The organism is Brevundimonas bullata, from assembly GCF_003350205.1.
GTDB classification, from domain to species: Bacteria; Pseudomonadota; Alphaproteobacteria; order Caulobacterales; family Caulobacteraceae; genus Brevundimonas; species Brevundimonas bullata.
Genome location: NZ_QLLC01000011.1, coordinates 14,930 through 40,038 on the forward strand (window position 1 = coordinate 14,930; position 25,109 = coordinate 40,038).

Here is a 25,109-nt window from a genome sequence, read left to right on the forward strand (position 1 = left end):
AAAGGAAACCTATGGCCCGAGAGTCCGAATTCCTTTCCCTGAGCGATCAGGCCTTGCGGGCCGTGATCGGCCCCAACAGCCGCCACGTCGCCTTGATCGAGGACGCCTTCAAGGTTTTGGTCGAGGCGCCGGGCGGCGGGGTGTCGATCAACGGCTCGGCGCGGGACCGGGCCCAGGCCAAACGCGTGGTCGAGACCCTGGCCCAGCGGGCCGATGCAGGGGCCGAGATCACCGAGGCCGACGTGCGCATGGCCCTGGGCGCCGCCGTGTCGCAGCCGCGATCGGATCACGGCCGGGTCGTGCCAGACGCTGTCGCCCTGCCGGTCGGTCGGCGCGGCGCCATCGCGCCCAAGACGGCGGCCCAGGCCCGCTATCTGGACCTGCTCAGCCGTTGCGAGCTGACTTTCGGCGTCGGCCCGGCGGGCACGGGCAAGACCTTCCTCGCGGCCGCCTATGGCGCGAGCCTTCTGCGGCGCGGACAGGTGGACCGCCTGGTCATCACCCGGCCGGCGGTCGAGGCGGGCGAGAAGCTGGGCTTCCTGCCGGGCGATCTGAACGAGAAGGTCGACCCCTATCTGGCCCCGATCTGGGAGGCGCTGAACGACATTCTCGGCGTTGATGACGTGCGTCGCCGCCGCGAGAAGGGCGAGATCGAAGCCGCCCCTATCGCCTTCATGCGCGGCCGCACCCTGAGCCACGCCTTCATCATCGTCGATGAGGCGCAGAACACGTCGCGCTTGCAGATGAAGATGGTGCTCACCCGCCTCGGCGAGGGCGCCCGCATGGTCGTCACCGGCGATCCGTCGCAGATCGACCTGCTGAACCCGCGCGATTCCGGCCTGCGCCACGCCCTGCGCATCCTTGAGGACGTGAAGGGGGTGGGGGTTCAGGCCTTCAAGGCCGAGGACGTGGTGCGCCACGCCATGGTCGAGCGCATTGTGCGGGCCTATGACGCTGATGCGGCGCGGGGGCGTCCCGCGCCCGACCTCGAGGACGAAGACTGAATGATCGAGATCGAAGTCGAGGACGCGGCCTGGACGGCGGTTCTGCCTGATGTCGAGGGCGTGGTTCTGCGCGCGGCGACAGCGGCCCTGGGGACGGTCGAGGGCGACCTTGTGGTGCTGCTGACCGATGACGCGGGGGTGCAGGATCTGAACGCCCGCTTCCGTGGCAAGGACCGGCCGACCAACGTTCTGTCCTTCCCCGCCGCCGAGAGCGCCTTTCCGCATCTGGGCGACGTGGTGCTGGGCTTCGCCTACTGCGCCGCCGAGGCCGAGACCCAGGGCAAGACCCTCTCCGATCATCTGAGCCATCTGGTCGTCCACGGCGTGCTGCACCTGCTGGGCCGCGACCACGAAGACGACGCCGAGGCCGAGGAGATGGAGGGCGAGGAGCGCGAGATCCTGGCCGCGCTCGGCGTCGCCGATCCCTATCAAGCTGAACACGAGGCCCAGGCATGAATGAGCGTTTGTCAGCCCTTTGGGGGGGCGTGCTGACGAACCGCTGGGGCCGGATCGCTCTGGCCCTGCTGGCCGGCGCCGCCGCCGCCTTGGCGCACCCGCCGTTCGGGGTCCTGCCCGGTTTGCTGGGCTATCCGCTGCTGATGCTGCTGACTGAGCGGTCGCGCACGGTGAAGGGCGGCTTCTGGATGGGGTGGCTGGCCGGCTTCGCCTACTTCTTCATCGGCTGCTGGTGGGTGGCCGAGGCCTTCCTGGTCAACAAGGATCAGGCCTGGATGGCGCCCTTCGCCGCCAGCCTGCTGCCCATGGGGCTGGGCTTGTTCTTCGGTGCGGCCACGGCGCTTTATCGCCGCTTCGCCCCGCGCGACGCCGTGCGGCGAGTGTTGCTTTTCGCCGCCCTGTTCGCCCTGCTGGAGTGGCTGCGCGGTCATGTGCTGACGGGCTTTCCCTGGAATCCGACCGGCGCCACTTGGCTGGCCGGCTCTGCCATGTCGCAGTTCGCCTCGGTGGCGGGCGTCTATGGCTTGGGGCTGGTGACGCTGGCGGCGGTTTCGGCCCTGGGTCTTCTGGCTAGCGGCGCCCCGCGTCGTCCGCGCCTGATCGCCGCCGGTCTGGGCGTCGCCGTCCTGGCGGGCCTGTTCGCCTTCGGAACCCTGCGCCTATCGTCGGCCAAGCTGGTCGACGGCCCGACCCTGGTGCGTCTGGTCCAGGCCGACATCCCTCAGGAATCCAAATGGAGCCCGGAGGCCTATCAGGCCATCGTCGACCGCTACGTCGCCCTGACGGCCCAGCCGGGCGCGGCTCTGCCCGACGTGGTGGTCTGGCCCGAGGGCGCCCTGCCCGCCACCGCCAACGACGTGTTTAACTCGTCCGACGCCCAGGCCATCGCCGGCGCCTTGCAGACCGGCCAGACCCTGTTGATGGGCATCAGCCGCGGCGAGGCCGACGCCACCGCGGAGGGCGGGGCCCGCTACTACAACAGCCTGTTCGCCCTGCATGACGAGGGGGCGGCGGGCCTGCGGATCGGGGCCATCTACGACAAGCACCGTCTGGTCCCGTTCGGCGAATACCTGCCGATGGGACAGCTGATGAGCCAGATCGGCGTGCGCAGCCTGGTCCACGTCCCGTCCGACTTCAGCGCCGGGCCCAAGCCGGCGCCGATCAGCCTGGTCAATGCGCCGAACGTCCAGCCGCTCATCTGCTACGAAAGCCTCTATCCGGGCTTCACCCCGGCCAGCGGCGCGGCGCGCCCGGCCTGGATCGTCAACGTCTCCAACGACGCCTGGTTCGGCGCCACCTCGGGTCCGCGTCAGCACCTGAACCTGGCCAGCTATCGCGCCATCGAGACGGGTCTGCCCATCGCCCGCGCCACCCCCACGGGCGTCTCGGCCATGATCGACCCCTGGGGCCGCGTCGTGGACGGCAAGCGGCTGGACCCGGGCCATGCCGGGGTCATCGACGTGCGCCTGCCCGAACCGGCGGCCCCGACCCTCTATGGCCGTTGGGGCGACGGCTTGTTCGGCCTGCTGCTGGTTCTGATGCTGGCGGGTGGTCTAGGCTGGGGACGGCGCAAGGCGCCGGCATGACCAAGATGGACGACGAGGAACGCGAAGACCTCAAGCGAACCCGTCACATCGACGAGCCCTTGGGTGCGCGCCTGCGCGCCCTGAGAGAGGATCGCGGTCTTACGCAGGCCCAGATGGGTCATGAGCTGGGGATTTCCGCCAATCAGTGGGGGCGGCACGAAAGCGGCAAGAACCGTGTCCCGGCGGCGCGGCTTTGGCAGTTCTGTAAAGCGATGAACGTCGATGTGGCCGCCATCTACGAGGGGCTGCCCTTCCAGATTCTGCGGGACGGCGAATACAGCGTCGCGGGAATGGGAGAGAGGGAATGGGCCCCGGGCCTGGCCGGGCATCCGGCGGAGGCGGCGCCTCAACCCCTGGTGCAACGGATCGGCGCCGTCGTGCGGCAACTGCCGGAAGCGCGTCAGCGCACGGCGCTCGTGATTGTTCGAGCGTTGAAGGGCGAAGAAGAGGGCTGAGCGGGTTCTAGCGGGGCGCCTACACGCCCATCACGCGAATTGTCGTGACACCGCTGGCTATCCGTCGCATTTCGGGACAATTGAGTAATTGAGTTCAGCGTAGTTTTTAGGCGAGAACGCATGATGGTCAGAGGCTCGGCAGAGGATGGTCCCCATCCCGTGGACCGTCATGTCGGTCGGCGGGTTTGCGAAAAACGCATCGCCTTGGGTTATAATCAGAGTGATCTGGGCCGGGCGCTCGGTCTGACCTTCCAGCAGATTCAGAAGTATGAGAAGGGCGCCAACCGCGTTTCGGCCTCCAAGCTCTGGGACATCGCCCGCTTCTTCAAGGTCGATATCGGCTACTTCTTCGAGGGCCTGACGACGGCGGCGCCGGGTATGGCCGAAGGCGAGGCCGAGCCCTTCGTCCACGACTTCCCCGCGACGCGCCAGAGCATGGAGATCGGTCGTCTGGCGCCGCAGCTGTCGGTGCGGCAGCAGAAGCTGGTGCTGGACATGATGCGGGAAATGGCCGGCCCCGACGGCTCTGCCGACAAGGGCTGAGGCGGCGAACCGGAATTGAAAAAGGCGCGGATTGCTCCGCGCCTTTCTGCTGTCTGGCGATCCGTGGCGGATCAACCCGCCAGATTAGCCCGCCAGTGCGGCTTCCGAGGCGACGATCCGGCTGGCGGCGTGGACCACGGCGCCGATGCGAAGCGCAGCCTGGACCTGGACGTTGGGCACGCCGTGCTTGCGCAGTTCGCCTTCGTGCGCGTCAAGGCAGGCGCCGCAACCGTTGATGGCCGAGACGGCGGTGGACCACAGTTCGAAGTCCAGCTTCTCGACGCCGGGGTTGGCGATGACGTTCATGCGCAGCTTGGCCGGCAGGGTCGTGTACTCGTTGTTCTTCATCAGGTGCAGCGAGCGGTAGTAGATGTTGTTCATGCCCATGATGGCGGCGGCGGCCTTGGCCGCGGTCAGGGCTTCGGGCGACAGGACGGTCGCGGCCTGGGTCTCGATGGCCTTGACGACCGGGGCGACGCCGATGGCGTGGGCCGAGGCCAGGAAGCAGCCCCATTTCTGCTGGTCGTTCAGCACGGTCTCATTGGCCAGCGAGGACAGGTTCAGCGAGATGTCCTTGGCGTAGGCCGGGATCATTTCACGCAGGGCGTCGATGGACATGGAAACTTCCTTCAGATCAACGGCGCCGCTTGCGCCGGACACAATATGGGGAGGGCCGACGCGCCCGTCAGGGCAGGGCGCCGGGCATGAAAAAGGCGGCGACAGTCGCCCGCCGCCGCCTCTTCCAGAGGGGGCGGCCCGAACCCTACAAACGCGGTCCGGGCCGTACCTGGGCCAGTACTTAAGCGGCCAAGGTCTCGCCGCCGACCGGGCGGTTGCAGGCGCACAGTTCGTCGGTCTGCAGGGCGTCGACGACGCGCAGCGTGTCTTCCGGCGAACGGCCGACGTTCAGGTTGGTGACATAGACGTGCTGGACGACATTGTGCGGATCGACGACGAAGGTGGCGCGCAGGGCGACGCCGTTTTCTTCGTCCAGGATGCCCAGGTCGCGGGCCAGCTTGCCGCCGGTGTCAGCGAACTGCCAGATCGGCAGCTTGTTCAGGTCGGCGTGGTCGCGGCGCCAGGCCAGCTTGACGAATTCGTTATCGGTCGAACCGCCCAGCACCACGGTGTCGCGGTCTTCGAAGTCCTTGCCCAGCTTGGCGAAGGCGGCGATTTCGGTCGGGCAGACGAAGGTGAAGTCCTTCGGGTAGAAGAAGATGACCTTCCACTTGCCGTCAAAGCTGTCCTGCGTCAGCGTTTCAAACGCGGAGACGCCGTTTTCTTCATGGTCGTTGAAGCCCGGCTTCACGCCAGTGATCTTGAATTCAGGCAGTTTTTGACCGACGCCCAGCATAGTGGAGCTCCATTCTGACAATATAAGACAGGCGGCGACGCAGGGAGGCGCATCGCCGTTGGGCTTCAGATGGGGGGTGGGGCCGCGGAAGTCAAATCGATGATTTCACAATCACGAATAGATTTTCATTATGGAAGGGCGGTGGACACCAAGCATGTCTGTTCGGGATGGCTATAAATTTTCCTGCTGAATGACTCAAAGTTTATCGATTTTCCTTTGGCGTCGAAGCGGGCGTAGGCTCCTCGAAACAATCGGCCAACAGGAGGAAAGTCATGGACGGACAAGCAGGCGGCCCCACCCCTCTCCACGATCCCAGCAAGGAGCCCGCCGCGCTGCGCTCGCTTCTGGGGCGCACCAACCGCGACTGGTGGCCCAACCAGATCGCGATGGACATCCTGCATCAGCAGGGCAGGTCGGGCGACCCCATGGGCGACGGCTTCGACTACGCCGAGGCGTTCAAGTCGCTGGATCTGGCCGGGGTGAAGCGTGACCTGACCGCCCTGATGACCGACAGCCAGCCCTGGTGGCCGGCGGACTATGGTCATTACGGCCCGTTCTTCATCCGCATGGCCTGGCACTCGGCCGGGACGTATCGCACCGGCGACGGGCGCGGCGGCGCCGGCGCGGGGCAACAGCGCTTCGCCCCGCTCAACTCTTGGCCGGACAACGGCAACCTGGACAAGGCGCGCCGCCTGCTGTGGCCGATCAAGCAGAAGTACGGGGCTAAGCTCAGCTGGGCCGACCTGATGATCCTGGCCGGCAATGTCGCCATCGAAAGCATGGGCGGGCCGGTCTTCGGCTTCGGCGGCGGCCGCGCCGACGTCTGGGAGCCCGAGAAGGACGTCTACTGGGGCACGGAAGAGAACTGGGTCGGCGACGAAGCCAACCAGACCCGCATCCAGCCCGACAAGGGCATGGCCCTGGAAGACCCCCTGGCCGCCATCCAGATGGGCCTGATCTACGTCAACCCGGAAGGTCCCGGCGGCGTGCCCGAAGCCCTGGCCTCGGCCCGCGACATCCGCGAAACCTTCGCCCGCATGGGCATGAACGACGAGGAGACGGCCGCCCTGACCGCGGGCGGCCACACCTTCGGCAAGGCCCACGGCGCCGGCGACGCCTCCAAGGTCGGCGTCAGCCCCGAGGGCGCCGACATCGCCCAGCAGGGCCTTGGCTGGATCTCGGGCCACGAAAGCGGCATCGGCGACCACACCATCACCTCAGGCATCGAGGGGGCCTGGACTCCCACGCCGATCACCTGGGACATGACCTACTTCGACATGCTGCTGGACCACGACTACGAGCTGGTCCGCAGCCCGGCGGGCGCCAAGCAGTGGCAGCCGGTGGGCAATCCGCCGGAAACCCTGGCGCCGGCCGCCCATACACCCGGCAAGCGCGTGCCGACGATGATGACGACCGCCGATATGGCGTTCAAGATCGACCCGATCTATCGCCCGATCATGGAGCGGTTCCGCGCCGACCCGGCCTATTTCGGCGACGCCTTCGCCCGCGCCTGGTTCAAGCTGTGCCACCGCGACATGGGGCCCAAGACCCGCTATCTCGGCCCGGACGTGCCCGCTGAGGACCTGATCTGGCAGGACCCGATCCCGGCGCATACCGGACCGGCGCTGTCGGATGCGGATGTGAAGGTCTTGAAAGACATCATCGCGGCGTCTGGCCTGTCGGTCGCCGATCTGGTGTCGACGGCCTGGGCCTCGGCCGTGACCTTCCGCGGCTCGGACTATCGCGGCGGCGCCAATGGCGGACGTCTGCGCCTGGCCCCGCAAAAGGACTGGGACGTCAACGAACCGGCCAGGCTGGCGCGGGTGTTGAAGGTCTATGAGGACATCAAGGGCGGCCTCAGCCTGAACGTCTCCATCGCCGACCTGATCGTCTTGGGCGGCGTCGTCGGCGTCGAACAGGCGATCAAGGCGGCGGGTCACGACGTGGCCGTCCCCTTCACGCCGGGCCGCACCGACGCCTCGCAGGACCAGACCGACGTGGACGGCTTTGCGGTGCTGGAGCCCCGCGCCGACGGTTTTCGCAACTATCTGCAGGTCCGCTTCAACGTGCCGACCGAGGAGTTGCTGATCGACCGGGCGCAACTCCTGGGTCTGACGGCGCCCGAGATGACGGTGCTGGTCGGCGGCTTGCGCGTTCTCGGCGCCAACCACGGCGGGTCGAAGCACGGCGTCTTCACCGACCGGCCGGGTCAGCTGACCAACGACTTCTTCGTCAACCTGCTGGACATGAGAACCGGCTGGAAACAGGTCGATGGCGAGGGTGACGAGACCTTCGTCGGCACGGATCGTCTGACCGGCGAGCAGCTGTGGACCGCCACCCGCACCGACCTGGTGTTTGGCTCCAACGCCCAGCTGCGCGCCCTGTCCGAGGTCTATGCCTCGGCTGATGCGGGCGAGAAGTTCGTCCGGGACTTCGTCGCCGCCTGGACCAAGGTGATGAACGCCGACCGCTTCGATCTGCACTAGGCGTAAAGGAGGCGTCGCGGGCCAACCGGCTCGCGACGCCTTTCTTCATCAATGGTTTCGATTGTCTTTGAAAACACGATAGGGCGCGCCTATGTGGGGCGGATGCTCCCCACCCTGCGACAACTCCACTATCTCAAGCTCCTGGCCGAACACGCCTCGTTCAGCCGCGCCGCCGAGGCCGCCCACGTCAGCCAGCCGGCCCTGTCGGCGGGGGTGCAGGAACTGGAGAAGATCCTGGGCGCGCCCGTGGTCGAGCGCACGCGCGGCGCGGTGCAACTGACCGCCGTCGGCGCCGAGGCGGTCAAACGGGCCGAGGACGTCCTGGCCCGCACCGAGGACCTGGTCGAGGCGGCGAAAAACGCGGGCAAGCCCCTGTCGGGCCGGTTCCGCCTGGGCATCATCCCCACCGTCGCCCCCTTCCTTCTGCCCCGCGCCCTGCCCGGCCTGCGCGAGCAATACCCGGCCCTGCGCCTCTTCATCCGCGAGGACCTGACCCCGCGCCTGATCGCCGGGCTGAAGGCGGGGCAGTTGGACGCCGCCGTCATCGCCCTGCCCTATGAGGCGCCCGGCATCGACCACGCCCGCATCGGCGACGACGAGATTCTGGCCGCCGCCCCGGTCGGCCACCCCCTGGCCGGTCTCGGCCCCATCCCCGAGGGGATGCTGAAGTCTGACGACCTGATCCTGCTGGAAGACGGCCACTGCCTGCGCGATCAGGCCCTGGCCGCCGTCAACATCGAGGCCCCGCGCGGCGAGGACGTCTTCGCCGCCACCTCCCTGCACACCCTGGTCCAGATGGTGTCCGCCGGCCTGGGCGTCAGCTTCCTGCCGCAGATGGCCGTGACCGCAGGGCTGGCCGACAACCCCGGCGTCGTCGTCCGCCCCATCTCCGCCGACGCCCCCCGCCGCGAGATCGTCGTCGCCTGGCGCGCCGGCTCCAGCCGCGCGGCGGAGGCCCGCCTGCTGGCCGAGGCGCTCAAGCTGGACTGACGCGGGGGCGAGGCCCTTAAGCCGCCAGGCCTTCCCCACGCCCCGATCCACCCGCCGCCGTCATCCTCGGGCTTGACCCGAGGATCCAGCGCAGCGGCGCGCTCGACCCTGCCGTTGTCGCGCAGGCGGACCACCCGATCCTCGGGTCAAGCCCGAGGATAACGGCTATCGGCGGGCACTCAATCAAGCAAAGCCTGCGCCGCGGAGTATTCGGCCAACATCTGCGCTTCCCGTTCGTCAGGGCCGATACCGATGATGATGAGGTTGTTCAACGGCACTGTTGGATGAAAGGCGGTGTTTGCGGCAAACCACAAGGTCTCCGACAGCGCCTCGTCCTCATGCCATGTGGTCGTTACAAACTTGTCGTCAGGGATTTCGTCAGGACCAGCTGCCGATAGGTTTGCCCAATCGACGCTGTCATCCCACGAACTGCAATCGACACCCCATGCCATCATGTAGAGGCAGCCCGAGCTGACTAGCCATTGGCTTACATGGTCTTGCCACTCGTCAGGAACAGCCTGAGGTGAGCACAAGAACGGCTTTGAATGGCCTCAACGCATCTATCGACGGCGGGTCGGAGCCGGGTAGCAAATGCAGATATGTAACTCGCATATCGCCGTTCTATCACAAGGCGAGGCGGACACAGCGCACCCTCTCCCAAACAAAAAGGCCGGCGGATCGCTCCGCCGGCCTTTCCATTTCAGACGACTGCCTGAGACCTATTCAGCCTCGCCGCGCGCCAGGTTGCGCAGGACGTAGGGCATGACGCCGCCGGCCTTGAAGTAGTCCAGCTCGGTCTGGTTATCGATGCGGCAGCGGACCGGGAAGCGAGCCATCTTGCCGTCCGACGGACGGAACATCTCGACCCACAGGTCCTGACGCGGCTTCAGCTTGCCGATGTTGGCGTCGGTCAGGCCGCGGATGGTGACGATCTCTTCGCCGGTCAGGCCCAGCTTGGCCCAGCCGTCCTGCTTGAACTGCAGCGGAACCACGCCCATGCCGACCAGGTTCGAGCGGTGGATGCGCTCGTAGCTTTCGGCGATGACGGCGCGAACGCCCAGCAGACGCGTGCCCTTGGCCGCCCAGTCGCGCGACGAGCCGGTGCCGTATTCCTTGCCGGCGAAGACGACCAGAGGACGGCCTTCCGACTGGTAACGCATGGCCGCGTCATAGATCGACATCGTGTCTTCCGAGGGGAAGTGCTTGGTGACGCCGCCCTCGATGTCCGGGGTGATCTTGTTGCGGATGCGGATGTTGGCGAAGGTGCCGCGCATCATGACTTCGTGGTTGCCGCGGCGGGCGCCGTAGCTGTTGAAGTCCAGGGCGTCGACGCCGTGATTGGTCAGATAGACGCCGGCGGGCGAGGCCTTCTTGATCGAACCGGCCGGGCTGATGTGGTCGGTGGTGATCGAGTCGCCGAAGATGCCCAGGATGCGGGCCTCGACGATGTCGGTGACCGCCGAAGGCTCCATCGACAAACCCTCGAAGTAGGGCGGGTTGGCGACATAGGTCGACTTGTCGTCCCACTCATAGGTCTGACCGCCGGTGACCTTGATGGCCTGCCAGTGCTTGTCGCCCTTGAAGACGTCCTTGTAGCGCTTGGCGAACATGGCCGGGGTGACGGACTTCTTCTGGATGTCGGCGATCTCTTGCGAGGTCGGCCACACGTCCTTCAGGAAGACGTCCTTGCCCTTCTTGTCCTGACCGATCGGGTCCTTGGTGATGTCGATGCGCATCGAACCGGCGATGGCGTAGGCCACGACCAGCGGCGGCGAGGCCAGGTAGTTGGCCTGGACGTCGGGGTTCACGCGGCCTTCGAAGTTGCGGTTGCCCGACAGGACCGAGGTCGCGACCAGGCCGTTGTCGTTGATCGCCTTCGAGATGGCTGGGTCCAGCGGCCCCGAGTTGCCGATGCAGGTGGTGCAGCCATAGCCGACCAGGTTGAAGCCCATGGCGTCCAGATCCTTCTGGAGGCCGGCGTCGGTCAGATAGTCGGTGACGACCTGCGAGCCGGGGGCCAGCGAGGTCTTGACCCAGGGCTTGACCTTCATGCCGAGGGCATGGGCCTTGCGCGCCACCAGACCGGCGGCGATCAGGACGCTGGGGTTCGAGGTGTTGGTGCAGGACGTGATGGCGGCGATGACCACGTCGCCGTCGCCGACGGTGAACTTCTGGCCTTCGACGGCCACGCGGCCGGCGTCGTTCACGCGACCGAAGACGTCGGTCAGGGCGGTTTCGAACGCGGAGGCGGCGGTGGTCAGTTCAACGCGGTCCTGCGGACGCTTGGGGCCGGCCAGCGACGGCACGACCGTCGAGATGTCCAGTTCCAGAACGTCGGTGAAGACGGGGTCTTCCGAGGTTTCGTCGATCCACAACCCTTGAGCCTTGGCATAGGCTTCGACCAGGGCGACGCGCGCCTTGTCGCGGCCCGTGGCCGTCAGATAGTCGATGGTGGCTTGGCTAACCGGGAAGAAGCCGCAGGTGGCGCCGTATTCCGGGGCCATGTTGGCGATGGTGGCCTGATCCTCGATGGTCATGCCGGCGATGGCGGGACCGAAGAATTCCACGAACTTGCCGACCACGCCCTTCTTGCGCAGCATCTGGGTGACGGTCAGGACCAGGTCGGTCGCGGTGGCGCCTTCCGGCATCTTGCCCGACAGCTTGAAGCCGATGACTTCCGGGATCAGCATGGGGATCGGCTGGCCCAGCATGGCGGCTTCGGCCTCGATGCCGCCGACGCCCCAGCCCAGAACGGCCAGGCCGTTGATCATGGTGGTGTGGCTGTCGGTGCCGACGACGGTGTCGGGATAGGCGACGGTCGTCTTGCCTTCGGTCAGGGTCCAGACGGTCTGGGCCAGGTTTTCCAGGTTCACCTGGTGGCAGATGCCGGTGCCGGGGGGCACGACGCGGAAGTTGTTGAAGGCCGAGGAACCCCAGCGCAGGAAGTTGTAGCGCTCGATGTTGCGCTCATACTCGCGCTCGACGTTCTGGCCGAAGGCCTTGGCGTTGCCGAAGTGGTCGACCATGACCGAGTGGTCGATGACCAGGTCGACGGGGACCAGCGGATTGATCTTGGCGGCGTCGGCGCCCAGCTTGGCCATGGCGTCGCGCATCGCGGCCAGGTCGACGACGGCGGGCACGCCGGTGAAGTCCTGCATCAGGACGCGGGCCGGACGGAAGGCGATCTCGTGCTCGACGGCGCCCTTGTTCTCGATCCAGGCGGCGACGGCCTTCAAGTCGTCTTCGGTGACGGAGACGCCGTCTTCGTTGCGCAGCAGGTTCTCCAGCAGCACCTTCATCGAGCGCGGCAGACGGGAAATCCCGGCCAGACCGGCTTCCTCGGCGGCGGGAAGGCTGTAATAGGCGTACTTCTTGCGCCCGACCGAAAGGTCCTGACGGGTCTTGAGGCTGTCAATCGACGGCATGGAGAGGGTCCTCTGACAAACGCCGCCCGACAATTCGGTTGCGCCTTCGCGCGCTGGACGCCGGGGCGCACAGGTCCCAGGCGCGCGCGGCGAAAGCCTGCTGCGGCGCTTGCGCGTATAGTCCTGTGCGCGGGAGCCGTCCATGTATCCACAACGTCCTCGTGGACATTGAGAGAGGTTCGCAAATCGGCGGGGCCATGCTGAAGACGGTCGACATCCAGTCCCTGAGCCTGTCGCGCGGCGAGCGCCTCCTGTTCCAGGGCCTGTCGTTGCGGCTTTCGGCGGGCGAGGCCGTGGCTCTGACGGGCGCCAACGGGGCGGGCAAGACCAGTCTGCTGCGGGCCGTGGCGGGCTTTATCCGGCCCGATGCGGGCGCGATCACATTTTCCGGCGGGCCGAATGCCGGACCCGGCTTGGACGGCGAGACGCTGGAGCCCGAGACGGCGCGACGCGAGGGCGTCCACCTGCTGGGACACCTCGAAGGCCTGAAGCCGACGCAGACGGCGCGTCAGGAGTTCGACTTTCAGACGGCGTGGCTGGGCGGAAATCCTGCGGCGCGGGATGCGGCGGTCGCTCGCCTCTCGCTGACGCCCCTGCTGGATCTGGAGACGCGCAAGCTGTCGGCGGGCCAGAAGCGGCGCCTGTCGCTGGCGCGGCTGATCGCGGCCCCGCGCGCCCTGTGGCTGCTGGACGAACCCCTGGCCCCGCTGGACGAACGCTGGCGCGCGGTGGCCGCCGAGCTGATGACGGCCCATCTGGCGTCCGGCGGCATGATCCTGGCGGCGGTGCACGACCCCCTGCCCGTCCCGGCGCGCAATCTCGATCTCGGGGGCCTGTCTTGAAGGCCGTGCGCGTCCTGTTCGGCCGCGAACTGTCGCTGGCCTGGGGCGGCGGCGGCGGGCCGTTGCTGGCCTGCGGCTTCATGCTGTGCCTGACCGCCATTCTGCCGCTGGCGGCGGGCGGCGATCCGCGCATCCTGGCTCCGGCGGCCTCGGGCGCCAGTTGGATGGCCCTGGCCTTGGCTTCGCTCTTGTCGCTGGAGCGGCTGTTCGAGCGCGATCTGGAGGACGGGGCCCTGGACCTCTTGGCGCTCGGCCCCTTGCCTCTGGAAGCGACCGTGGCGATCAAGGCTGTGGCGCAATGGCTGGCCACGGGCCTGCCGCTGGCGCTCGCGGCGCCCGTTGCGGCCCTGGCCCTGGGTCAGCCGGCCCATCTGATCGGTCTGACGGCGCTGGCGGCGGCCATCGGCGGTCTGGGCTTCGCCTTCACCGGGGCGCTCGGCGCCGCTCTGGCTCTGGGGGCCAAGCGCGGCGGGCTACTGATCGCGGTGGTGGTGCTGCCTTTGTTCATTCCGCCGGTGGTGTTCGGCGCGGGCGCCCTGACGCGAGCGGCCAATGGTCAGGACCCGCTGTCGGCCCTGGCCCTTTTGAGCGCCTATGTCCTGTTCGCCATGGTGATCGCTCCGGTCGCCGGCGCGGCGGCGGTCCGTAACGCCCAGGGCTGAGGCGGCGCCTTCAATACCTCTCATCCCGGCGGACGCCGGGACCCAGTTCTTTGGCGACAAGAGCAACGGCGGCCTTGTCGTTGGCTTGATTCTGCGTGTGAGGCTCTCACTGGATCCCGGCGTCCGCCGGGATGAGCGGGAAATGGAAATTTAGCGCGGCTTCAGCGTGACGTAGAGGGCGCCGTCGCCGCCGTGACGCCGGTGGGCGAAGGCGAAGCCGGACACCACGCCGCGCAGATGCGGTCCGGTCAACCAGTCATGCACCGAACTGCGGATGACGCCGCCGCCGCGCCGTCCCTGACCTGTGATGACCAGAACCGAGCGCAGGCCGCGCGCCTGACAGCCCATCAGGAAGCCGCGCAACTGATCCTCGGCCTCGAAGCGACCGAAGCCGTGCAGGTCGATGCGGGCCTCGATCGGATCGCGTTCACGCGACAGGCGGCGCTGGCGACGCGGCTCCAGCTCTTCGGGCGCGGGCCGGGCGCGGCTGGGCGTCGGTTTGGCCGGGGTCGTGATCCCGAGCGCCTCGAAAGTCGGCGTCTGATCGGGCGCATTGCGCTTCTTGCCCGCGACGCCGCGTGCAGGCTTGGCCGCCGCCGAGGCCGGCATGGACGCCGTGTCAGGATCAGGCAGGACGGCGCCGGGGGTGACGCGGGCGGCCTTGCGGCGCGGAGGCGGGGTCACTGTCCCGGTCACGCGGGCCCAGATGCGTTTGTCGTCGTCGGAAGAGGCAGGCGGGCCTTTTCGCGCCACCTCAGTCCCCGGCGTCGTCGAAGGGGTCGCCCACGTCGGAGCCAGGTCCAGGTTCGTGCGCCAGCAGGTCGCCCGGTTGGCAATCCAGCTCGCGGCACAGGGCGTCCAGGGTCGAGAAGCGCACGGCGCGCGCCTTGCCGGTCTTGAGGATCGACAGATTGGCCACGGTCACGCCGACCCGGTCGGCGAGCTCCGTCAGCGACATGCGTCGTTCGGCGAGGATGCGGTCAAGTTGGACGCGGATGGCCATGGGGTCAGCTTAACGTTTCCAGATCAGATCGTCAGTTCGGATTCGCGACGCAGGCGCGCGCCTTCGCGGAAGACCTCCGCCAGGACGAAGACGACCAGGATGGAGAAGACGGGGGTGAGCAGGTCGCTGATCCCCTGCGGCTCCATGACGCCGGGAGCCAGGCGGGCGGCGACCAAGCCCTGCGCCACCCAGACGCCGCCGGTCACGATGGCCAGGATCAGGCCGATCTGGCGCAGGCGGCGGACATTGTCGGGCTGGAAGGGATCGCCCAGGGTCAGGGTGCGGAAAATCTTTCGCAGACCCCGCAGGATCATCAGGAAGCCGCCGAAATAGGCGGTGATGGCCCCGACGCCGAACAGCAGCAGGGGGCGGGTCAGCGGCATCTGACGACCATCGGCGCCGTCGCTGACGGTCACGTTCAGGTTGTCGATGGGAATGAAGATGGAGGCGACCCAGAGTAGCAGCAACACGCCGGTGATCAGGGCCAGCAGCACATAGGCGACGTCCAGCGCGATCTTCAGCAGGCTGGAGACGGAACCTGGGCCCAGAGTCTTGAGGTTGGCGCCCGGCAGGCGCGGCGCTCTTATCCCGATGGCTGGCAGTTTCGGGAGGCGCATGAAGTCAGGTCTCGGGCCGGGTGGTTCAGGGCGCGATCGCCGCGCGGGGTCCGGCAGACCCTCACGCGGCGCTATTCTTCGCGGTGTTCATGCTGATCGTCAAAGCCCCCGATGTGATCCAGCCTTGGATCACAGGCTCTGGATCAGAAGGGCGACGGCGGCGGTCGGCAGGGCGGCCAGCAGAAGGGCGTTGAAGAAGCCGTGGCCGACGCGGTCCATCCAGATCGAGGTTTTCATCGCTTGCATCGTATCTCTCCGTGGTTGCACGATTTTCGTGCGTTTATGTGGTGTCGCTGGGTGAACGTTGCGTTGTTTTCGCTTCGTTTGAACGGTGCGACCCCCGTTCTTGAGATTGAAGATAGGGGCGACCTCGTCGAAAAGCACGTTACATATCGTTTAACGATGTTAAACTTCCGCAATGCATCGGACGGGACTAAGGTGACTGCATGAATCTCAAGCTGATCAAGGGGATGCGGCTGGTGGCCGCGACCCACAACCCGGGCAAGGCGCGCGAGATCGAAGCGCTGCTGGACGGAAATTACAGGATCGTCACGGCCGGCAGCCTCAACCTGCCCGAACCGGACGAGACCGAGAGCACCTTCGTCGGCAACGCCATGCTGAAGGCCCGCCATGCCGCCGAGGCCTCGGGCGAGGTCGCGCTGGCCGACGACTCCGGCCTGTCGGTCGCGGCGCTGGACGGGGCGCCGGGCATCTTCTCGGCGCGCTGGGCTGGGCCGGGCAAGGACTTCGCCCTGGCCATGAAGAAGGTCGAGGAGCGGCTGGAGGAAGTCGGTTCGACCGATCGCCGCGCCTGGTTCACCTCCGCGCTCGCTGTGGCCTGGCCCGACGGCCCCTGCGTGGTGGTTGAAGGGCGCATCGACGGCGACCTGGTCTTCCCGCCGCGCGGCGACGGCGGGCACGGCTATGATCCCATCTTCCGGCCCGAGGGCTCGGACAAGACCTTCGCCGAGATGGAAGACGCCGAGAAGGACGCCATCAGCCACCGCGCCCGCGCCTTCGCCCGGCTCAAGGCGGCGTTGATTGACTAAACACGGCCCTTCTCCCCTCCGGGGGAGAAGGTGGCTGCCGAAGGCAGACGGATGAGGGGGACGTCGGCTTCCTCTGCTACGAAGGCCCGAGATGCCCAACCCGCCCCCTCATCCGAGCGGCTCCGCCGCCCACCTTCTCCCCCGAGGGGAGAAGGGAGGTGGTGACATAGCCCTCTACGTTCACTGGCCTTACTGCGCCCGCATCTGCCCCTATTGCGACTTCAACGTCGTACGCGACCGGGGCCGGGTCGAGGAGCAGGCCGGGCTGGTCCAGGCCATCCTGGCGGACATGGAGGCGCAAAGCCTGCTGGTCGGCCCGCGTCGTCTGGCCTCGATCTTCTTCGGCGGCGGCACCCCGTCCCTGATGCCGCCCGAGGCGGTGGCCGCTGTGATCGCGCGGGCCAAGGCCCTGTTTTCTCCGGCGGGAGACATAGAGATCACGCTGGAGGCCAACCCCACCGACGCCGAGGCGGGCCGTTACGCCGCCTTGGCGGAGGCCGGGATCAACCGCCTGTCCATGGGGGTGCAGTCGTTTGACGACGCCGCCCTGACCTTCCTTGGCCGCGACCATTCGGCGGCGGAGGCCCGGCGCGCGGTTCAGACGGCGGGCGAGGCCTTCCCCCGCCTGTCCATTGACCTGATCTACGCCCGGCCGGGGCAGTCGGTGGCCGACTGGACGGCGGAGCTGGCCACGGCGCTGGACCTCGGCTTCGAGCACATCTCGCCCTATCAACTGACCATTGAGCCGACGACGGCCTTCGGTCGGGCCTTCGCGCGCGGAACCCTGACCCCGCCGGACGAGGACCTGGCGGCGTCTCTCTACGAAGCTACGCAAGAGGTGCTCGAGGGCGCGGGGTTCGAGGCCTATGAGGTGTCCAACCACGCCCGCGACGTCGCGGCGCGGTCCAGCCACAACCTGCACGTCTGGCGCGGCGGCGACTACCTGGGCCTCGGCCCCGGCGCTCACGGACGACTGACGCTTGAGGGCGAGCGCACCGCCACGGTCGCCCATCGCCGCATCGCCGACTATGTCGCGGGCGTCGCCGCCGGCGCGCCCTGGGCCGAGCGCGAGACGCTGGATGCGCCGGGCGCCGCAGAGGAACTCGTATTGCTGGGCCTGCGTACGGTCGAGGGCGTGCCGCTGACGCTCCTCCACACGCTGGGCCTGTCGGAGACGACCGGGCCGCTGGCCGACCTGATCGCCGGCGGCTTCCTTACGTCCGAAGCCGGTCGCGTCGCCGCCACGGCGCGAGGACGGCCCCTGCTCGACGCCGTGCTGAAAGCCCTGCTGACCTAGGCGCGCGACCTAGACCCGAAGGGCCGGGGCTGGCAGGGTCGCGCCGATGTCAGACGCCTCCCTTTTCCCGCCGACCGCCCCGCCCGCGCGCTCTGTCGCGCCCGGCCTCTATCTGGTGGCAACGCCCATCGGCAACCTGCGCGACATGACGCTGCGGGCGCTGGACGTTCTGGCCGCCGCCGACCTGGTCCTGGCCGAGGACACCCGCGTCACCGCCAAGCTGCTGACCGCCTATGGCCTGCGCGCCAAGCTGGAACGCTGCGACGACCACGCCTCGGCGCGCGCCGCCGAGATCGCCGTCGAGCGGCTGAAGGCGGGCGAGGTCGTGGCCCTGGTCTCGGACGCCGGCACGCCTCTGGTCTCGGACCCCGGCTATGTCGTGGCCCGCGCGGCCATCAACGCGGGCCTGCCGGTCCATCCCATTCCCGGCGCTTCCAGCCTGCTGGCCGCTCTGTGCCTGGCGGGGCAACCCGCTGACCGGGTCCTGTTCGCCGGCTTCCTCCCGCCCAAGTCAGGGGCGCGAAAGACCATGCTGGAGGAACTGCGCACCGGGCGTCAGACCCTGGTCTTCTTCGAAAGCGGCCCGCGCCTGAAGGATAGCCTGACCGACATGGCAGAGGTGCTGGGCGACCGTCCCGCCGCCGTGACCCGTGAACTGACCAAGCTCTATGAGGAGGCCGTGCGCGGCACCCTGGCTGAACTGGCGGCCGACCCGCGCTGTGACGCGCCCAAGGGCGAGATCGTCGTCGTTATCGGGCCCGGCGAGGCCGAGGTCGCCAGCGCCGCCGACGCCGATGCGGCCCTGACCGAGGCCATGACCCGCCTGCCGCCCGGCGAAGCCGCCGCCGAGGTGTCCAAGGCGCTGAACCTGCCCCGCAAGCCCCTCTACAAGCGGGCGTTGGAAATGCAGGGCCGGTGAAGCCCCGCCTGCGGCCCTCCCCGTCGCCGCGTCGCCCGAAAGCAGGCTGGCGTCAGGCGCTGGGCGGACGGTCGCACCGCGAGGGCCACGCCGCCGAATGGATCGCCGCCGTCTGGCTGATGCTCAAGGGCTATCAGATCCTGGCCTTTCGCCTGAAAGGGCGCGGCGGCGAGATCGACGTCCTGGCCCGGCGCGGCCGCACCCTGGCGGTGGTCGAGGTCAAGCGGCGGCGCACGATCGAAGCCGCCATCCTGTCGCTGGGGCCGGAACAGCACGCTCGACTGGCCGCCGCCGGTCAGGCGCTGGCCCGCAGCCGACCCTCGCTTCAGGGCCTGAACCTGCGGATTGATATGGTGGCGCTGGCTCCCGGACGATTTCCGCGTCATCTTCGCGGGGTGACGACCACAGGAACGGACATCGCGTGACGCGCGACGAAGCCGAGATCATTCTGGCCCAGGCGGGAACCGCCGAGGACGACGGCTTTCCGCTGCTCGAATGCGCCATCGCCTGCGCCATTCACGACTATCCCTTCCGCGATCCCGAGCCGGTCCGCCTGCTGGCCGATCAGGCCGCGCAGAGGGTCAAGGAACGCGCCGCCAACGAAGGCCCCGACGACGCCCTGGCCGAGACCATGGCCTCGGACCTGCGGCTGAACGGCGACCTGTTGAACTACGACCATCCCGGCAATACCGACGTCATCGACGTGGCCGAGCGGCGTCGCGGCCTGTCGGCGGCGCTCGTCGTCTTCTACCTCGACGCCGCGCGACGGGCGGGGCTGAAGGCGGCGGCGGTGGACTTCCCCGGCCACGTCCTCTTGCGCGTCGAGACGCCCGAGGGGCCGGTGGCGCTGGACCCCTTCAGCCAAGGGCGTCTGGTCCTGCCCAGCGAACTGACGCGGCGCGCCCTGCTGGCCGGTCTGACGCCGCACGTGGCCGACCGTCTGGACCTGCTGATGGCGCCGGTCAGCGACCGCAAGGCCCTGATCCGGTTGCAGAACGTCTTGTTCGCCCGCGCCCTGCTGATCGAGGATTACGACGGCGCCGAACGCTCGGCCCTGCGTCGCGCCCTGCTGGACCCCGAGGATCACCGCCCCTGGCTGGACGTCGCCGCCGCGCGCGAAAAGCAGGGAGCCCTGACCGGCGCTCTGGAGGCCCTGTCGCGCGCCCGCGCCGTCGACGGCCCCGCCGACGCCCACCGCGCCAGCATGGACCGGGTGCGGATGCGCCTGAACTAGCTCCGCTCGCTCCGCCGTCATCCTCGGGCTTGACCCGAGGATCGAGTGATGTGGCGCGCTCGATTTGCCTGGCGTCGCGCAGACGGACGGCCCGATCCTCGGGTCAAGCCCGAGGATGACGCTGAAAAGGCAAGGCGATGGTAAAGAGCGGCGCGCGGCCTTGCGTCCGGGCTCCTCGCCGCGCATCTGCAAAGCTCAGACGCGTGAAAGGACCTCCATGCTGAAAGTCGCCATCCAGATGGACCCGCTCGAGGCGGTGAACGTCGAGTCCGACACCACCTTCCTGATGGCCCTGTCCAGTCAGGCGCGCGGCCACAAGCTGTGGATCTACGACTTCCGCACCCTGGCGCTGGACGAGGGCCGCCTGTTCTGCCGCGCCCGTCCGGTGACGGTGAACACGGTCCAGGGCGAGCACGCCGACTTCGGCCCCGAGGTGGTCCTTGACCTGGCCGAGGACGTGGACGTCATCCTGATGCGTCAGGACCCGCCCTTCGACATGGCCTATGTCACCGCCACCTATCTGCTGGAGCGGGTTCATCCCAGGACCCTGGTGGTCAACAATCCGGCTGAGGTGCGCTCGGCGCCCGAGAAGCTGATCGCCACCCTCTTCCCCGGCCTGCAGCCGCCGACCCTGGTGTCCTCCGACCCGGTCGCCCTGGTCGACTTCCACCGCCGGCACGGCGACGTGGTGCTCAAGCCCCTGCACGGCGCCGCCGGTTCGGGCGTGGTGCGGCTCAAGGCCGACGATCCCAATCTGGAAGCCCTGATCGAGATCCATGCCGCCGGGTCGCGCGACCCTCTGGTGATCCAGAAATTCATCCCGGCGGTGTCGAAGGGCGACAAGCGCATCATCCTGATCGACGGCGAGCCGGTCGGGGCCATCAATCGCATCCCGGCCAAGGACCAGGTCCGCTCCAACCTGCGCGTCGGCGGCACCGCCGCCCCGGTCGAGCTGACGCCGCGCGACCTGGAAATCTGCGCCGCCATCGGCCCCTATCTGAAGGAGCGCGGCCTGATCTTCGTCGGCATCGACGTGATCGGCGACTATCTGACCGAGATCAACGTCACCTCCCCCACCGGCGCCCAGCAGATGCTGCAATTCAACGGCGTCGATGCGACGGCCCTGATGTGGGACGTGATCGAAACGAAGAAGCGCGACGCCTGCTGAGGCGCGCGCACAACGGGAGGGGACCCATGACAAGAACCACGACGATGGCGGCGCTGGCCGTCCTGGCCCTGCAGACCGCCGCGCCGGCCACGGCCCAGGACGTCGCGCCGAAGCGCCCCTCGCTGGAGGTGCTGGAGCGGATCATCGAGACGCGCACGCCGCAGACGCGCGTCGAGGCGCCGGATCACGACCGCATCACCGCCCGTCGCATCGACATCGTCGACGCCGACGGGACCATCCGCATGACCCTCTCGGGCGCCACGCCCGCTCCGATCATCGACGGCATCCAGTACAAGCGCGCCTTCAACGTCGCCGGGCTGATCCTTTATGACGACAAGGGCAGCGAGCGCGGCGGCTTCGGCACCGCCGACGTGGACGGGGGCATGGCGGTGCTGGCCCTGGATCACCCGGCCATGGACGCCATCGGCTGGCGCGTCTCGCCCGACGGCGCGGTCAGCTTCGTCATCAACCAGGCCCCGCCCCTGATCCGCGAGCCGGGTCTGGGCGACGCCCTGGTGCCGGGGGTGCAGACGCCGACGCGCATGCGCCTGTCGGTCGCCGCCGACGGCACGCCTGCCGTCGCCCTGTCCGACCGGAACGACAAGCCGCGCGTGCGCATGACGGTGACGGAGGAGGGCTTCGGCGCCATCCAGTTCCTGAACGCTGCGGGCGACGTGATCCACACCCTGGCGCCCGAGGCCGATCTGCCCTGATCTGACTTAAAGAACGGCGCTCTTGCAGTTTGATTGAGTTCGTGATTTGTTCTCATTCAGACAGAGGGAGCGAGGGCATGGTCGCGCGGGTGGTGACGGTCGCATTCGACGGGGTCGAGGCGCGACGGGTCGATGTCGAGGTGCAGCAGGTGGCGACGCCCGCCGGCGCCTTCGCCATCGTCGGCCTGCCCGACAAGGCGGTGGCCGAGAGCCGGGAACGGGTGCGCGGCGCCTTTGCGGGCATCGGCCTGGCCCTGCCGCCCAAGAAGGTCATCGCCAACCTGGCCCCCGCCGACCTGCCCAAGGAAGGCAGCCATTTCGACCTGCCCATCGCCTTGGCCCTGCTGGCCTCCATAGGCGTGATCGCGCCCGACGCCCTGGACGGCTGGGCGGCGGTCGGCGAATTGGGTCTGGACGGTCAGATCGCGGCGGTCGGCGGCACGCTGCCGGCGGCGATGGCGGCGGGCGCCATGGGGTTGGGTCTCATCTGCCCCGAGGCCAATGGACCTGAGGCCGCCTGGGCCGGCGACACCGCCATTCTGGCGCCGCGATCCCTGATCGGCCTGATCAATCATTTCCGGGGCACGCAGATCCTGCGCGCGCCTGAACCCGGCCCGGTGACGGCAGGCGGCGCCGTGCCCGACCTGCGCGAGGTCAAGGGTCAGGAAAGCGCCAAGCGGGCGCTGGAGATCGCGGCGGCGGGCGGCCACAACCTGCTGTTCATCGGCCCGCCCGGATCGGGCAAGTCGATGATGGCCCAGCGGCTGCCCGGCCTGCTGCCGCCGCTGACGCCGCAGGAACTGCTGGAGACCTCCATGGTCTGGTCGGTGGCCGGCCTGATCCAGCGCGGCGCCCTGACCCGCGACCGACCCTTCCGCTCGCCGCATCATTCCGCCTCCATGGCCGCCCTGACCGGCGGCGGGCTGCGGGCCAAGCCGGGCGAGGCCTCCCTGGCTCACAACGGCGTCCTCTTCCTCGACGAACTGCCCGAATATTCGGCCCAGGCGCTCGACAGCCTGCGTCAGCCGCTGGAGACGGGCGAGATCGTGGTGGCGCGGGCCAACGCCCATGTCCGCTACCCGGCGCGGTTCCAGCTGGTGGCGGCGATGAACCCCTGCCGCTGCGGTCTTGGCGGATCGGGACGGGGCGCCTGCGGCAAGGCTCCGCGCTGCCAGCGTGACTATCAGAACCGCATCTCCGGTCCGATGTTCGACCGCATCGACCTGACGGTCGAGACGCCGCCCGTGACCGCCGCCGACATGGCCCTGCCGCCGCCCGCCGAAGGCACGGCCGAGGCCGCCGCCCGCGTGGCGACCGCCCGCGCCCAGCAGGAGGAGCGGGTCCGTGCGGCGGGCTTCGATCCGGTGAAGGCCCGCGATCAGGCCATCAACGCGCGCGCTTCGGGCGAGACCCTGGATCGCTTCGCCACGCCCGACGACGCCGGTCGCGCCCTCTTGATGCGGGCGGGCGAGGCGGGGGGGCTGACCGCGCGCGGCTGGACCCGAACCCTGCGGCTGGCGCGGACTATCGCCGATCTCGACGGCTCGACCGGGGTGCTGCGTCGCCACGTCGCCGAGGCCCTGATGTATCGCCGCACGACCGTCGGAGCCCAGGGCGATTTCGACCGCCAGACGGCGCATCGCAGCGAGGCGCAGGCCTTCTGAAGTCTGAAATCCTCGTTCGGCCACGCTTAACCCTTGGGCGCTAGGGTGGTCGCTATGGCCCAGGCACGCAGAACGCACGCACCGACCGAGATCACGCCCGCCGCCCCCCCCGGAGCGCCCTCGGACGCGCCGGAACAGCAGTTTCTGCGGCTGATGAGCCATGAGATGCGCACCCCTCTGAACGGGGTGATCGGCATGCTGGGCCTGCTGTCGCGGACCAAGCTGGACGGCGCCCAGCGCGCCTATGCTGAGGCGGCGCAGAAGTCGGCGGAACACCTGCTGGGCCTGGTCAACGATCTGCTGGACTTCGCCCGGCTGGAGGCCGGGGCGCTGGAGTTTGATCCCGCCCCCGTCGATCTGGAAGGCCTGACGCGCGGCGTGGCCGAACTGCTCAGCCCCAGGGCCCACGACAAGGGGCTGGAGATCGCCTGGTCCGTCGCCGCCGACGCGCCCGACATCATCGCCGACGAGGGGCGGCTGCGTCAGGTTCTGTTCAATCTGGCAGGCAACGCCGTGAAATTCACCGACCGGGGCGGGGTGCGCCTGATGGTCGAGCGCGCCGGCGGAACCGCCGCGCGTCCGCGTCTGGCCTTCGTCGTCGACGACACCGGCCCCGGCGTGCCGGAAGAGGCGCGAACCCGTATCTTCGACGAGTTCGGCCACGCCGACGCCTCCGACGCCGCCCGCTTTGACGGCGCGGGTCTGGGCCTGGCCGTGGTCCGTCGCCTGGCCCAGGCCATGGGCGGGACCGTGACCGTCGCCGACCGCCCTGACGGCCCCGGCGCCCGCTTCCGCTTCGAGGCGCCCTTTCCAACCGCCGGAACCGAGCCGCGCGCCCGCGCTCTGGAGGGCGTCGTCGTGGCGGTGCGCACGCCCGATCCTTTCGTACGTCAGGCGGCGACGGCCCAGATCGAGGCCTCCGGCGGCCGCGTCGCGCGCCAAGCGGGCGTGACACTGATCGATCACGCCATGGCCGAGGACGGCGCCCTGATGGTGCGCCCGTCGCAGGGCGAGGCCATCATCCTGCTCAAGCCCAGCGAACGCGATCTGGTGGATCGCTACCGGGCGGCGGGTTTCCACGGCTATCTGATCAAGCCGCTGCGCCGCGCTTCATTGGCCGAACGGGTGCTGGCTGCTGCGGGGCGGCGCAAGGGCCTGACCGTCGCCGTCGGGCGGGCTCAGGACGACGACCGCGTCACGCCTGTGGCCTTCAAGGGCCTGCGGGTCCTGCTGGTCGAGGACAATCCGGTCGGCGCCCTCCTGGCCAAGACCCTGCTGCGCCGCGAAGGCTGCGTGGTCCAGACCGCCGCCGACGGCCATGAGGCCTTGTTGACCCTGAAAGAGGCCCGCTTCGATCTGATCTTCATGGACATGCGCATGCCGCGCATGGACGGCCCCGCCGCCGTTCGCGCTCTGAGGGCGCGCGGCGAGCGCACCCCTATCGTGGCCCTGACCGCCAACGCCTTCGCCGAGGACCGCATCGCCTGTCTGGAGGCCGGCATGAACGACCATCTTACCAAGCCGCTGGAGGCTGACGCCCTGCGCGCCGCCCTGACCCGCTGGACGAACGTCGGCAACCGCGCCAAGGTCGGCGCTCAGTAACCACGACCGCCCGTTTTCCGGCGGCGTCCGCCGGAGACCT

25 protein-coding genes are annotated in these 25,109 nt (G+C 68.6%); 18 read left to right on the forward strand and 7 right to left on the reverse strand.

Features of this window, described 5'->3' with window-relative positions; genetic code table 11:
- Positions 1-11 precede the first annotated feature (11 nt).
- The 5 genes from DXK21_RS06990 to DXK21_RS07010 all read left to right on the forward strand — a co-directional run bounded on the left by DXK21_RS06990 (position 12) and on the right by DXK21_RS07010 (position 4,044).
- A complete protein-coding gene (locus DXK21_RS06990; RefSeq protein WP_114817064.1) occupies positions 12-1,004 on the forward strand; it encodes a PhoH family protein in 993 nt (330 codons plus the stop codon).
- A complete protein-coding gene (ybeY, locus tag DXK21_RS06995; RefSeq protein ID WP_114817065.1) occupies positions 1,005-1,460 on the forward strand; it encodes an rRNA maturation RNase YbeY in 456 nt (151 codons plus the stop codon). It abuts the gene before it with no gap.
- Positions 1,457-3,046 (forward strand): apolipoprotein N-acyltransferase, encoded by a 1,590-nt coding sequence (lnt, locus tag DXK21_RS07000; protein WP_114817066.1) that lies wholly within the window; start codon positions 1,457-1,459, stop codon positions 3,044-3,046. The genes ybeY and lnt overlap by 4 nt, the downstream gene beginning before the upstream one ends.
- Positions 3,043-3,501, forward strand: a complete 459-nt coding sequence (locus DXK21_RS07005; RefSeq protein ID WP_114817067.1) for a helix-turn-helix domain-containing protein — start codon at positions 3,043-3,045, stop codon at positions 3,499-3,501. Before lnt ends, DXK21_RS07005 begins: the two co-directional genes overlap by 4 nt.
- A 123-nt stretch (positions 3,502-3,624) precedes the next feature.
- A complete protein-coding gene (locus DXK21_RS07010; RefSeq protein WP_114817140.1) occupies positions 3,625-4,044 on the forward strand; it encodes a helix-turn-helix domain-containing protein in 420 nt (139 codons plus the stop codon).
- A gap of 84 nt (positions 4,045-4,128) precedes the next feature.
- Here the strand turns inward: DXK21_RS07010 and ahpD are convergent, their stop codons facing one another.
- Positions 4,129-4,662: an alkylhydroperoxidase, AhpD family gene (gene ahpD / locus DXK21_RS07015; protein WP_114817068.1), complete on the reverse strand. Its 534-nt coding sequence runs from the start codon at positions 4,660-4,662 to the stop codon at positions 4,129-4,131.
- Positions 4,663-4,843: 181 nt separating this feature from the next.
- Positions 4,844-5,398 carry a peroxiredoxin gene (locus DXK21_RS07020; protein ID WP_114817069.1) on the reverse strand — a complete coding sequence of 185 codons (555 nt, stop codon included), beginning with the start codon at positions 5,396-5,398 and terminating at the stop codon, positions 4,844-4,846.
- 272 nt (positions 5,399-5,670) lie between these two features.
- Between DXK21_RS07020 and katG the strand changes: the two genes are divergently transcribed.
- Together katG and DXK21_RS07030 are read left to right on the forward strand one after the other, a co-directional pair.
- The gene (gene katG, locus DXK21_RS07025) at positions 5,671-7,884 is read left to right on the forward strand and encodes a catalase/peroxidase HPI (RefSeq protein WP_114817070.1); all 2,214 of its coding nucleotides are present in this window, start codon (positions 5,671-5,673) and stop codon (positions 7,882-7,884) included.
- 102 nt (positions 7,885-7,986) lie between these two features.
- Positions 7,987-8,874, forward strand: a complete 888-nt coding sequence (locus DXK21_RS07030; protein ID WP_114817071.1) for a hydrogen peroxide-inducible genes activator — start codon at positions 7,987-7,989, stop codon at positions 8,872-8,874.
- Positions 8,875-9,053: 179 nt separating this feature from the next.
- Here DXK21_RS07030 and DXK21_RS07035 read toward each other — a convergent pair whose 3' ends face one another.
- Complete coding sequence (locus DXK21_RS07035; protein WP_425451400.1) at positions 9,054-9,407, reverse strand: DUF7684 family protein; 354 nt, start codon at positions 9,405-9,407, stop codon at positions 9,054-9,056.
- 186 nt (positions 9,408-9,593) lie between these two features.
- Positions 9,594-12,299: an aconitate hydratase AcnA gene (acnA, locus tag DXK21_RS07040; RefSeq protein WP_114817073.1), complete on the reverse strand. Its 2,706-nt coding sequence runs from the start codon at positions 12,297-12,299 to the stop codon at positions 9,594-9,596.
- Between the two features lie 197 nt (positions 12,300-12,496).
- On the opposite strand from acnA, the gene ccmA reads away from it, so the two are divergent.
- Positions 12,497-13,141, forward strand: coding sequence for a heme ABC exporter ATP-binding protein CcmA (ccmA, locus tag DXK21_RS07045; RefSeq protein ID WP_114817074.1), 645 nt, complete (start codon positions 12,497-12,499; stop codon positions 13,139-13,141).
- On the forward strand, positions 13,138-13,803 hold the full coding sequence (gene ccmB, locus DXK21_RS07050; protein WP_114817075.1) for a heme exporter protein CcmB: 666 nt from the start codon (positions 13,138-13,140) through the stop codon (positions 13,801-13,803). Before ccmA ends, ccmB begins: the two co-directional genes overlap by 4 nt.
- A 150-nt stretch (positions 13,804-13,953) precedes the next feature.
- On the opposite strand, the gene DXK21_RS07055 is transcribed toward ccmB, so the two are convergent.
- From DXK21_RS07055 to DXK21_RS07065, 3 genes are all read right to left on the reverse strand, one after another.
- On the reverse strand, positions 13,954-14,487 hold the full coding sequence (locus DXK21_RS07055) for a Smr/MutS family protein (RefSeq protein ID WP_245945135.1): 534 nt from the start codon (positions 14,485-14,487) through the stop codon (positions 13,954-13,956).
- Positions 14,488-14,557: 70 nt separating this feature from the next.
- On the reverse strand, positions 14,558-14,806 hold the full coding sequence (locus tag DXK21_RS07060) for a helix-turn-helix domain-containing protein (RefSeq protein ID WP_114817077.1): 249 nt from the start codon (positions 14,804-14,806) through the stop codon (positions 14,558-14,560).
- A 23-nt stretch (positions 14,807-14,829) separates the two neighbouring features.
- On the reverse strand, positions 14,830-15,423 hold the full coding sequence (locus DXK21_RS07065; RefSeq protein WP_114817078.1) for a DUF2975 domain-containing protein: 594 nt from the start codon (positions 15,421-15,423) through the stop codon (positions 14,830-14,832).
- A 446-nt stretch (positions 15,424-15,869) separates the two neighbouring features.
- On the opposite strand from DXK21_RS07065, the gene rdgB reads away from it, so the two are divergent.
- The 9 genes from rdgB to DXK21_RS07110 all read left to right on the forward strand — a co-directional run bounded on the left by rdgB (position 15,870) and on the right by DXK21_RS07110 (position 25,069).
- Positions 15,870-16,472: an RdgB/HAM1 family non-canonical purine NTP pyrophosphatase gene (gene rdgB, locus DXK21_RS07070; RefSeq protein ID WP_114817079.1), complete on the forward strand. Its 603-nt coding sequence runs from the start codon at positions 15,870-15,872 to the stop codon at positions 16,470-16,472.
- Positions 16,473-16,563: 91 nt separating this feature from the next.
- A complete protein-coding gene (gene hemW / locus DXK21_RS07075; RefSeq protein ID WP_114817080.1) occupies positions 16,564-17,769 on the forward strand; it encodes a radical SAM family heme chaperone HemW in 1,206 nt (401 codons plus the stop codon).
- Positions 17,770-17,815: 46 nt separating this feature from the next.
- On the forward strand, positions 17,816-18,688 hold the full coding sequence (rsmI, locus tag DXK21_RS07080; protein ID WP_114817081.1) for a 16S rRNA (cytidine(1402)-2'-O)-methyltransferase: 873 nt from the start codon (positions 17,816-17,818) through the stop codon (positions 18,686-18,688).
- The gene (locus DXK21_RS07085; RefSeq protein WP_114817082.1) at positions 18,685-19,113 is read left to right on the forward strand and encodes a YraN family protein; all 429 of its coding nucleotides are present in this window, start codon (positions 18,685-18,687) and stop codon (positions 19,111-19,113) included. The genes rsmI and DXK21_RS07085 overlap by 4 nt, the downstream gene beginning before the upstream one ends.
- On the forward strand, positions 19,110-19,922 hold the full coding sequence (locus DXK21_RS07090; protein WP_114817083.1) for a SirB1 family protein: 813 nt from the start codon (positions 19,110-19,112) through the stop codon (positions 19,920-19,922). The genes DXK21_RS07085 and DXK21_RS07090 overlap by 4 nt, the downstream gene beginning before the upstream one ends.
- A 217-nt stretch (positions 19,923-20,139) precedes the next feature.
- A complete protein-coding gene (gene gshB / locus DXK21_RS07095) occupies positions 20,140-21,090 on the forward strand; it encodes a glutathione synthase (protein WP_114817084.1) in 951 nt (316 codons plus the stop codon).
- Between the two features lie 26 nt (positions 21,091-21,116).
- Positions 21,117-21,803 carry a hypothetical protein gene (locus DXK21_RS07100; RefSeq protein WP_211305988.1) on the forward strand — a complete coding sequence of 229 codons (687 nt, stop codon included), beginning with the start codon at positions 21,117-21,119 and terminating at the stop codon, positions 21,801-21,803.
- A gap of 77 nt (positions 21,804-21,880) precedes the next feature.
- Positions 21,881-23,467 (forward strand): YifB family Mg chelatase-like AAA ATPase, encoded by a 1,587-nt coding sequence (locus tag DXK21_RS07105; protein ID WP_114817086.1) that lies wholly within the window; start codon positions 21,881-21,883, stop codon positions 23,465-23,467.
- 54 nt (positions 23,468-23,521) lie between these two features.
- On the forward strand, positions 23,522-25,069 hold the full coding sequence (locus DXK21_RS07110; RefSeq protein WP_114817087.1) for a response regulator: 1,548 nt from the start codon (positions 23,522-23,524) through the stop codon (positions 25,067-25,069).
- Positions 25,070-25,109: the final 40 nt, after the last annotated feature.

Bases quoted from the DNA above. Each gene is read 5' to 3' on its own strand.
- DXK21_RS06990 (WP_114817064.1), top strand. From the start codon at position 12: ATGGCCCGAGAGTCCGAATTCCTTTCCCTGAGCGATCAGGCCTTGCGG.
- ybeY (WP_114817065.1), top strand. From the start codon at position 1,005: ATGATCGAGATCGAAGTCGAGGACGCGGCCTGGACGGCGGTTCTGCCT.
- lnt (WP_114817066.1), top strand. From the start codon at position 1,457: ATGAATGAGCGTTTGTCAGCCCTTTGGGGGGGCGTGCTGACGAACCGC.
- DXK21_RS07005 (WP_114817067.1), top strand. From the start codon at position 3,043: ATGACCAAGATGGACGACGAGGAACGCGAAGACCTCAAGCGAACCCGT.
- DXK21_RS07010 (WP_114817140.1), top strand. From the start codon at position 3,625: ATGGTCAGAGGCTCGGCAGAGGATGGTCCCCATCCCGTGGACCGTCAT.
- ahpD (WP_114817068.1), bottom strand. From the start codon at position 4,662: ATGTCCATCGACGCCCTGCGTGAAATGATCCCGGCCTACGCCAAGGAC.
- DXK21_RS07020 (WP_114817069.1), bottom strand. From the start codon at position 5,398: ATGCTGGGCGTCGGTCAAAAACTGCCTGAATTCAAGATCACTGGCGTG.
- katG (WP_114817070.1), top strand. From the start codon at position 5,671: ATGGACGGACAAGCAGGCGGCCCCACCCCTCTCCACGATCCCAGCAAG.
- DXK21_RS07030 (WP_114817071.1), top strand. From the start codon at position 7,987: ATGCTCCCCACCCTGCGACAACTCCACTATCTCAAGCTCCTGGCCGAA.
- acnA (WP_114817073.1), bottom strand. From the start codon at position 12,299: ATGCCGTCGATTGACAGCCTCAAGACCCGTCAGGACCTTTCGGTCGGG.
- ccmA (WP_114817074.1), top strand. From the start codon at position 12,497: ATGCTGAAGACGGTCGACATCCAGTCCCTGAGCCTGTCGCGCGGCGAG.
- DXK21_RS07060 (WP_114817077.1), bottom strand. From the start codon at position 14,806: ATGGCCATCCGCGTCCAACTTGACCGCATCCTCGCCGAACGACGCATG.
- DXK21_RS07065 (WP_114817078.1), bottom strand. From the start codon at position 15,423: ATGCGCCTCCCGAAACTGCCAGCCATCGGGATAAGAGCGCCGCGCCTG.
- rdgB (WP_114817079.1), top strand. From the start codon at position 15,870: ATGAATCTCAAGCTGATCAAGGGGATGCGGCTGGTGGCCGCGACCCAC.
- hemW (WP_114817080.1), top strand. From the start codon at position 16,564: ATGCCCAACCCGCCCCCTCATCCGAGCGGCTCCGCCGCCCACCTTCTC.
- rsmI (WP_114817081.1), top strand. From the start codon at position 17,816: ATGTCAGACGCCTCCCTTTTCCCGCCGACCGCCCCGCCCGCGCGCTCT.
- gshB (WP_114817084.1), top strand. From the start codon at position 20,140: ATGCTGAAAGTCGCCATCCAGATGGACCCGCTCGAGGCGGTGAACGTC.
- DXK21_RS07100 (WP_211305988.1), top strand. From the start codon at position 21,117: ATGACAAGAACCACGACGATGGCGGCGCTGGCCGTCCTGGCCCTGCAG.
- DXK21_RS07105 (WP_114817086.1), top strand. From the start codon at position 21,881: ATGGTCGCGCGGGTGGTGACGGTCGCATTCGACGGGGTCGAGGCGCGA.
- DXK21_RS07110 (WP_114817087.1), top strand. From the start codon at position 23,522: ATGGCCCAGGCACGCAGAACGCACGCACCGACCGAGATCACGCCCGCC.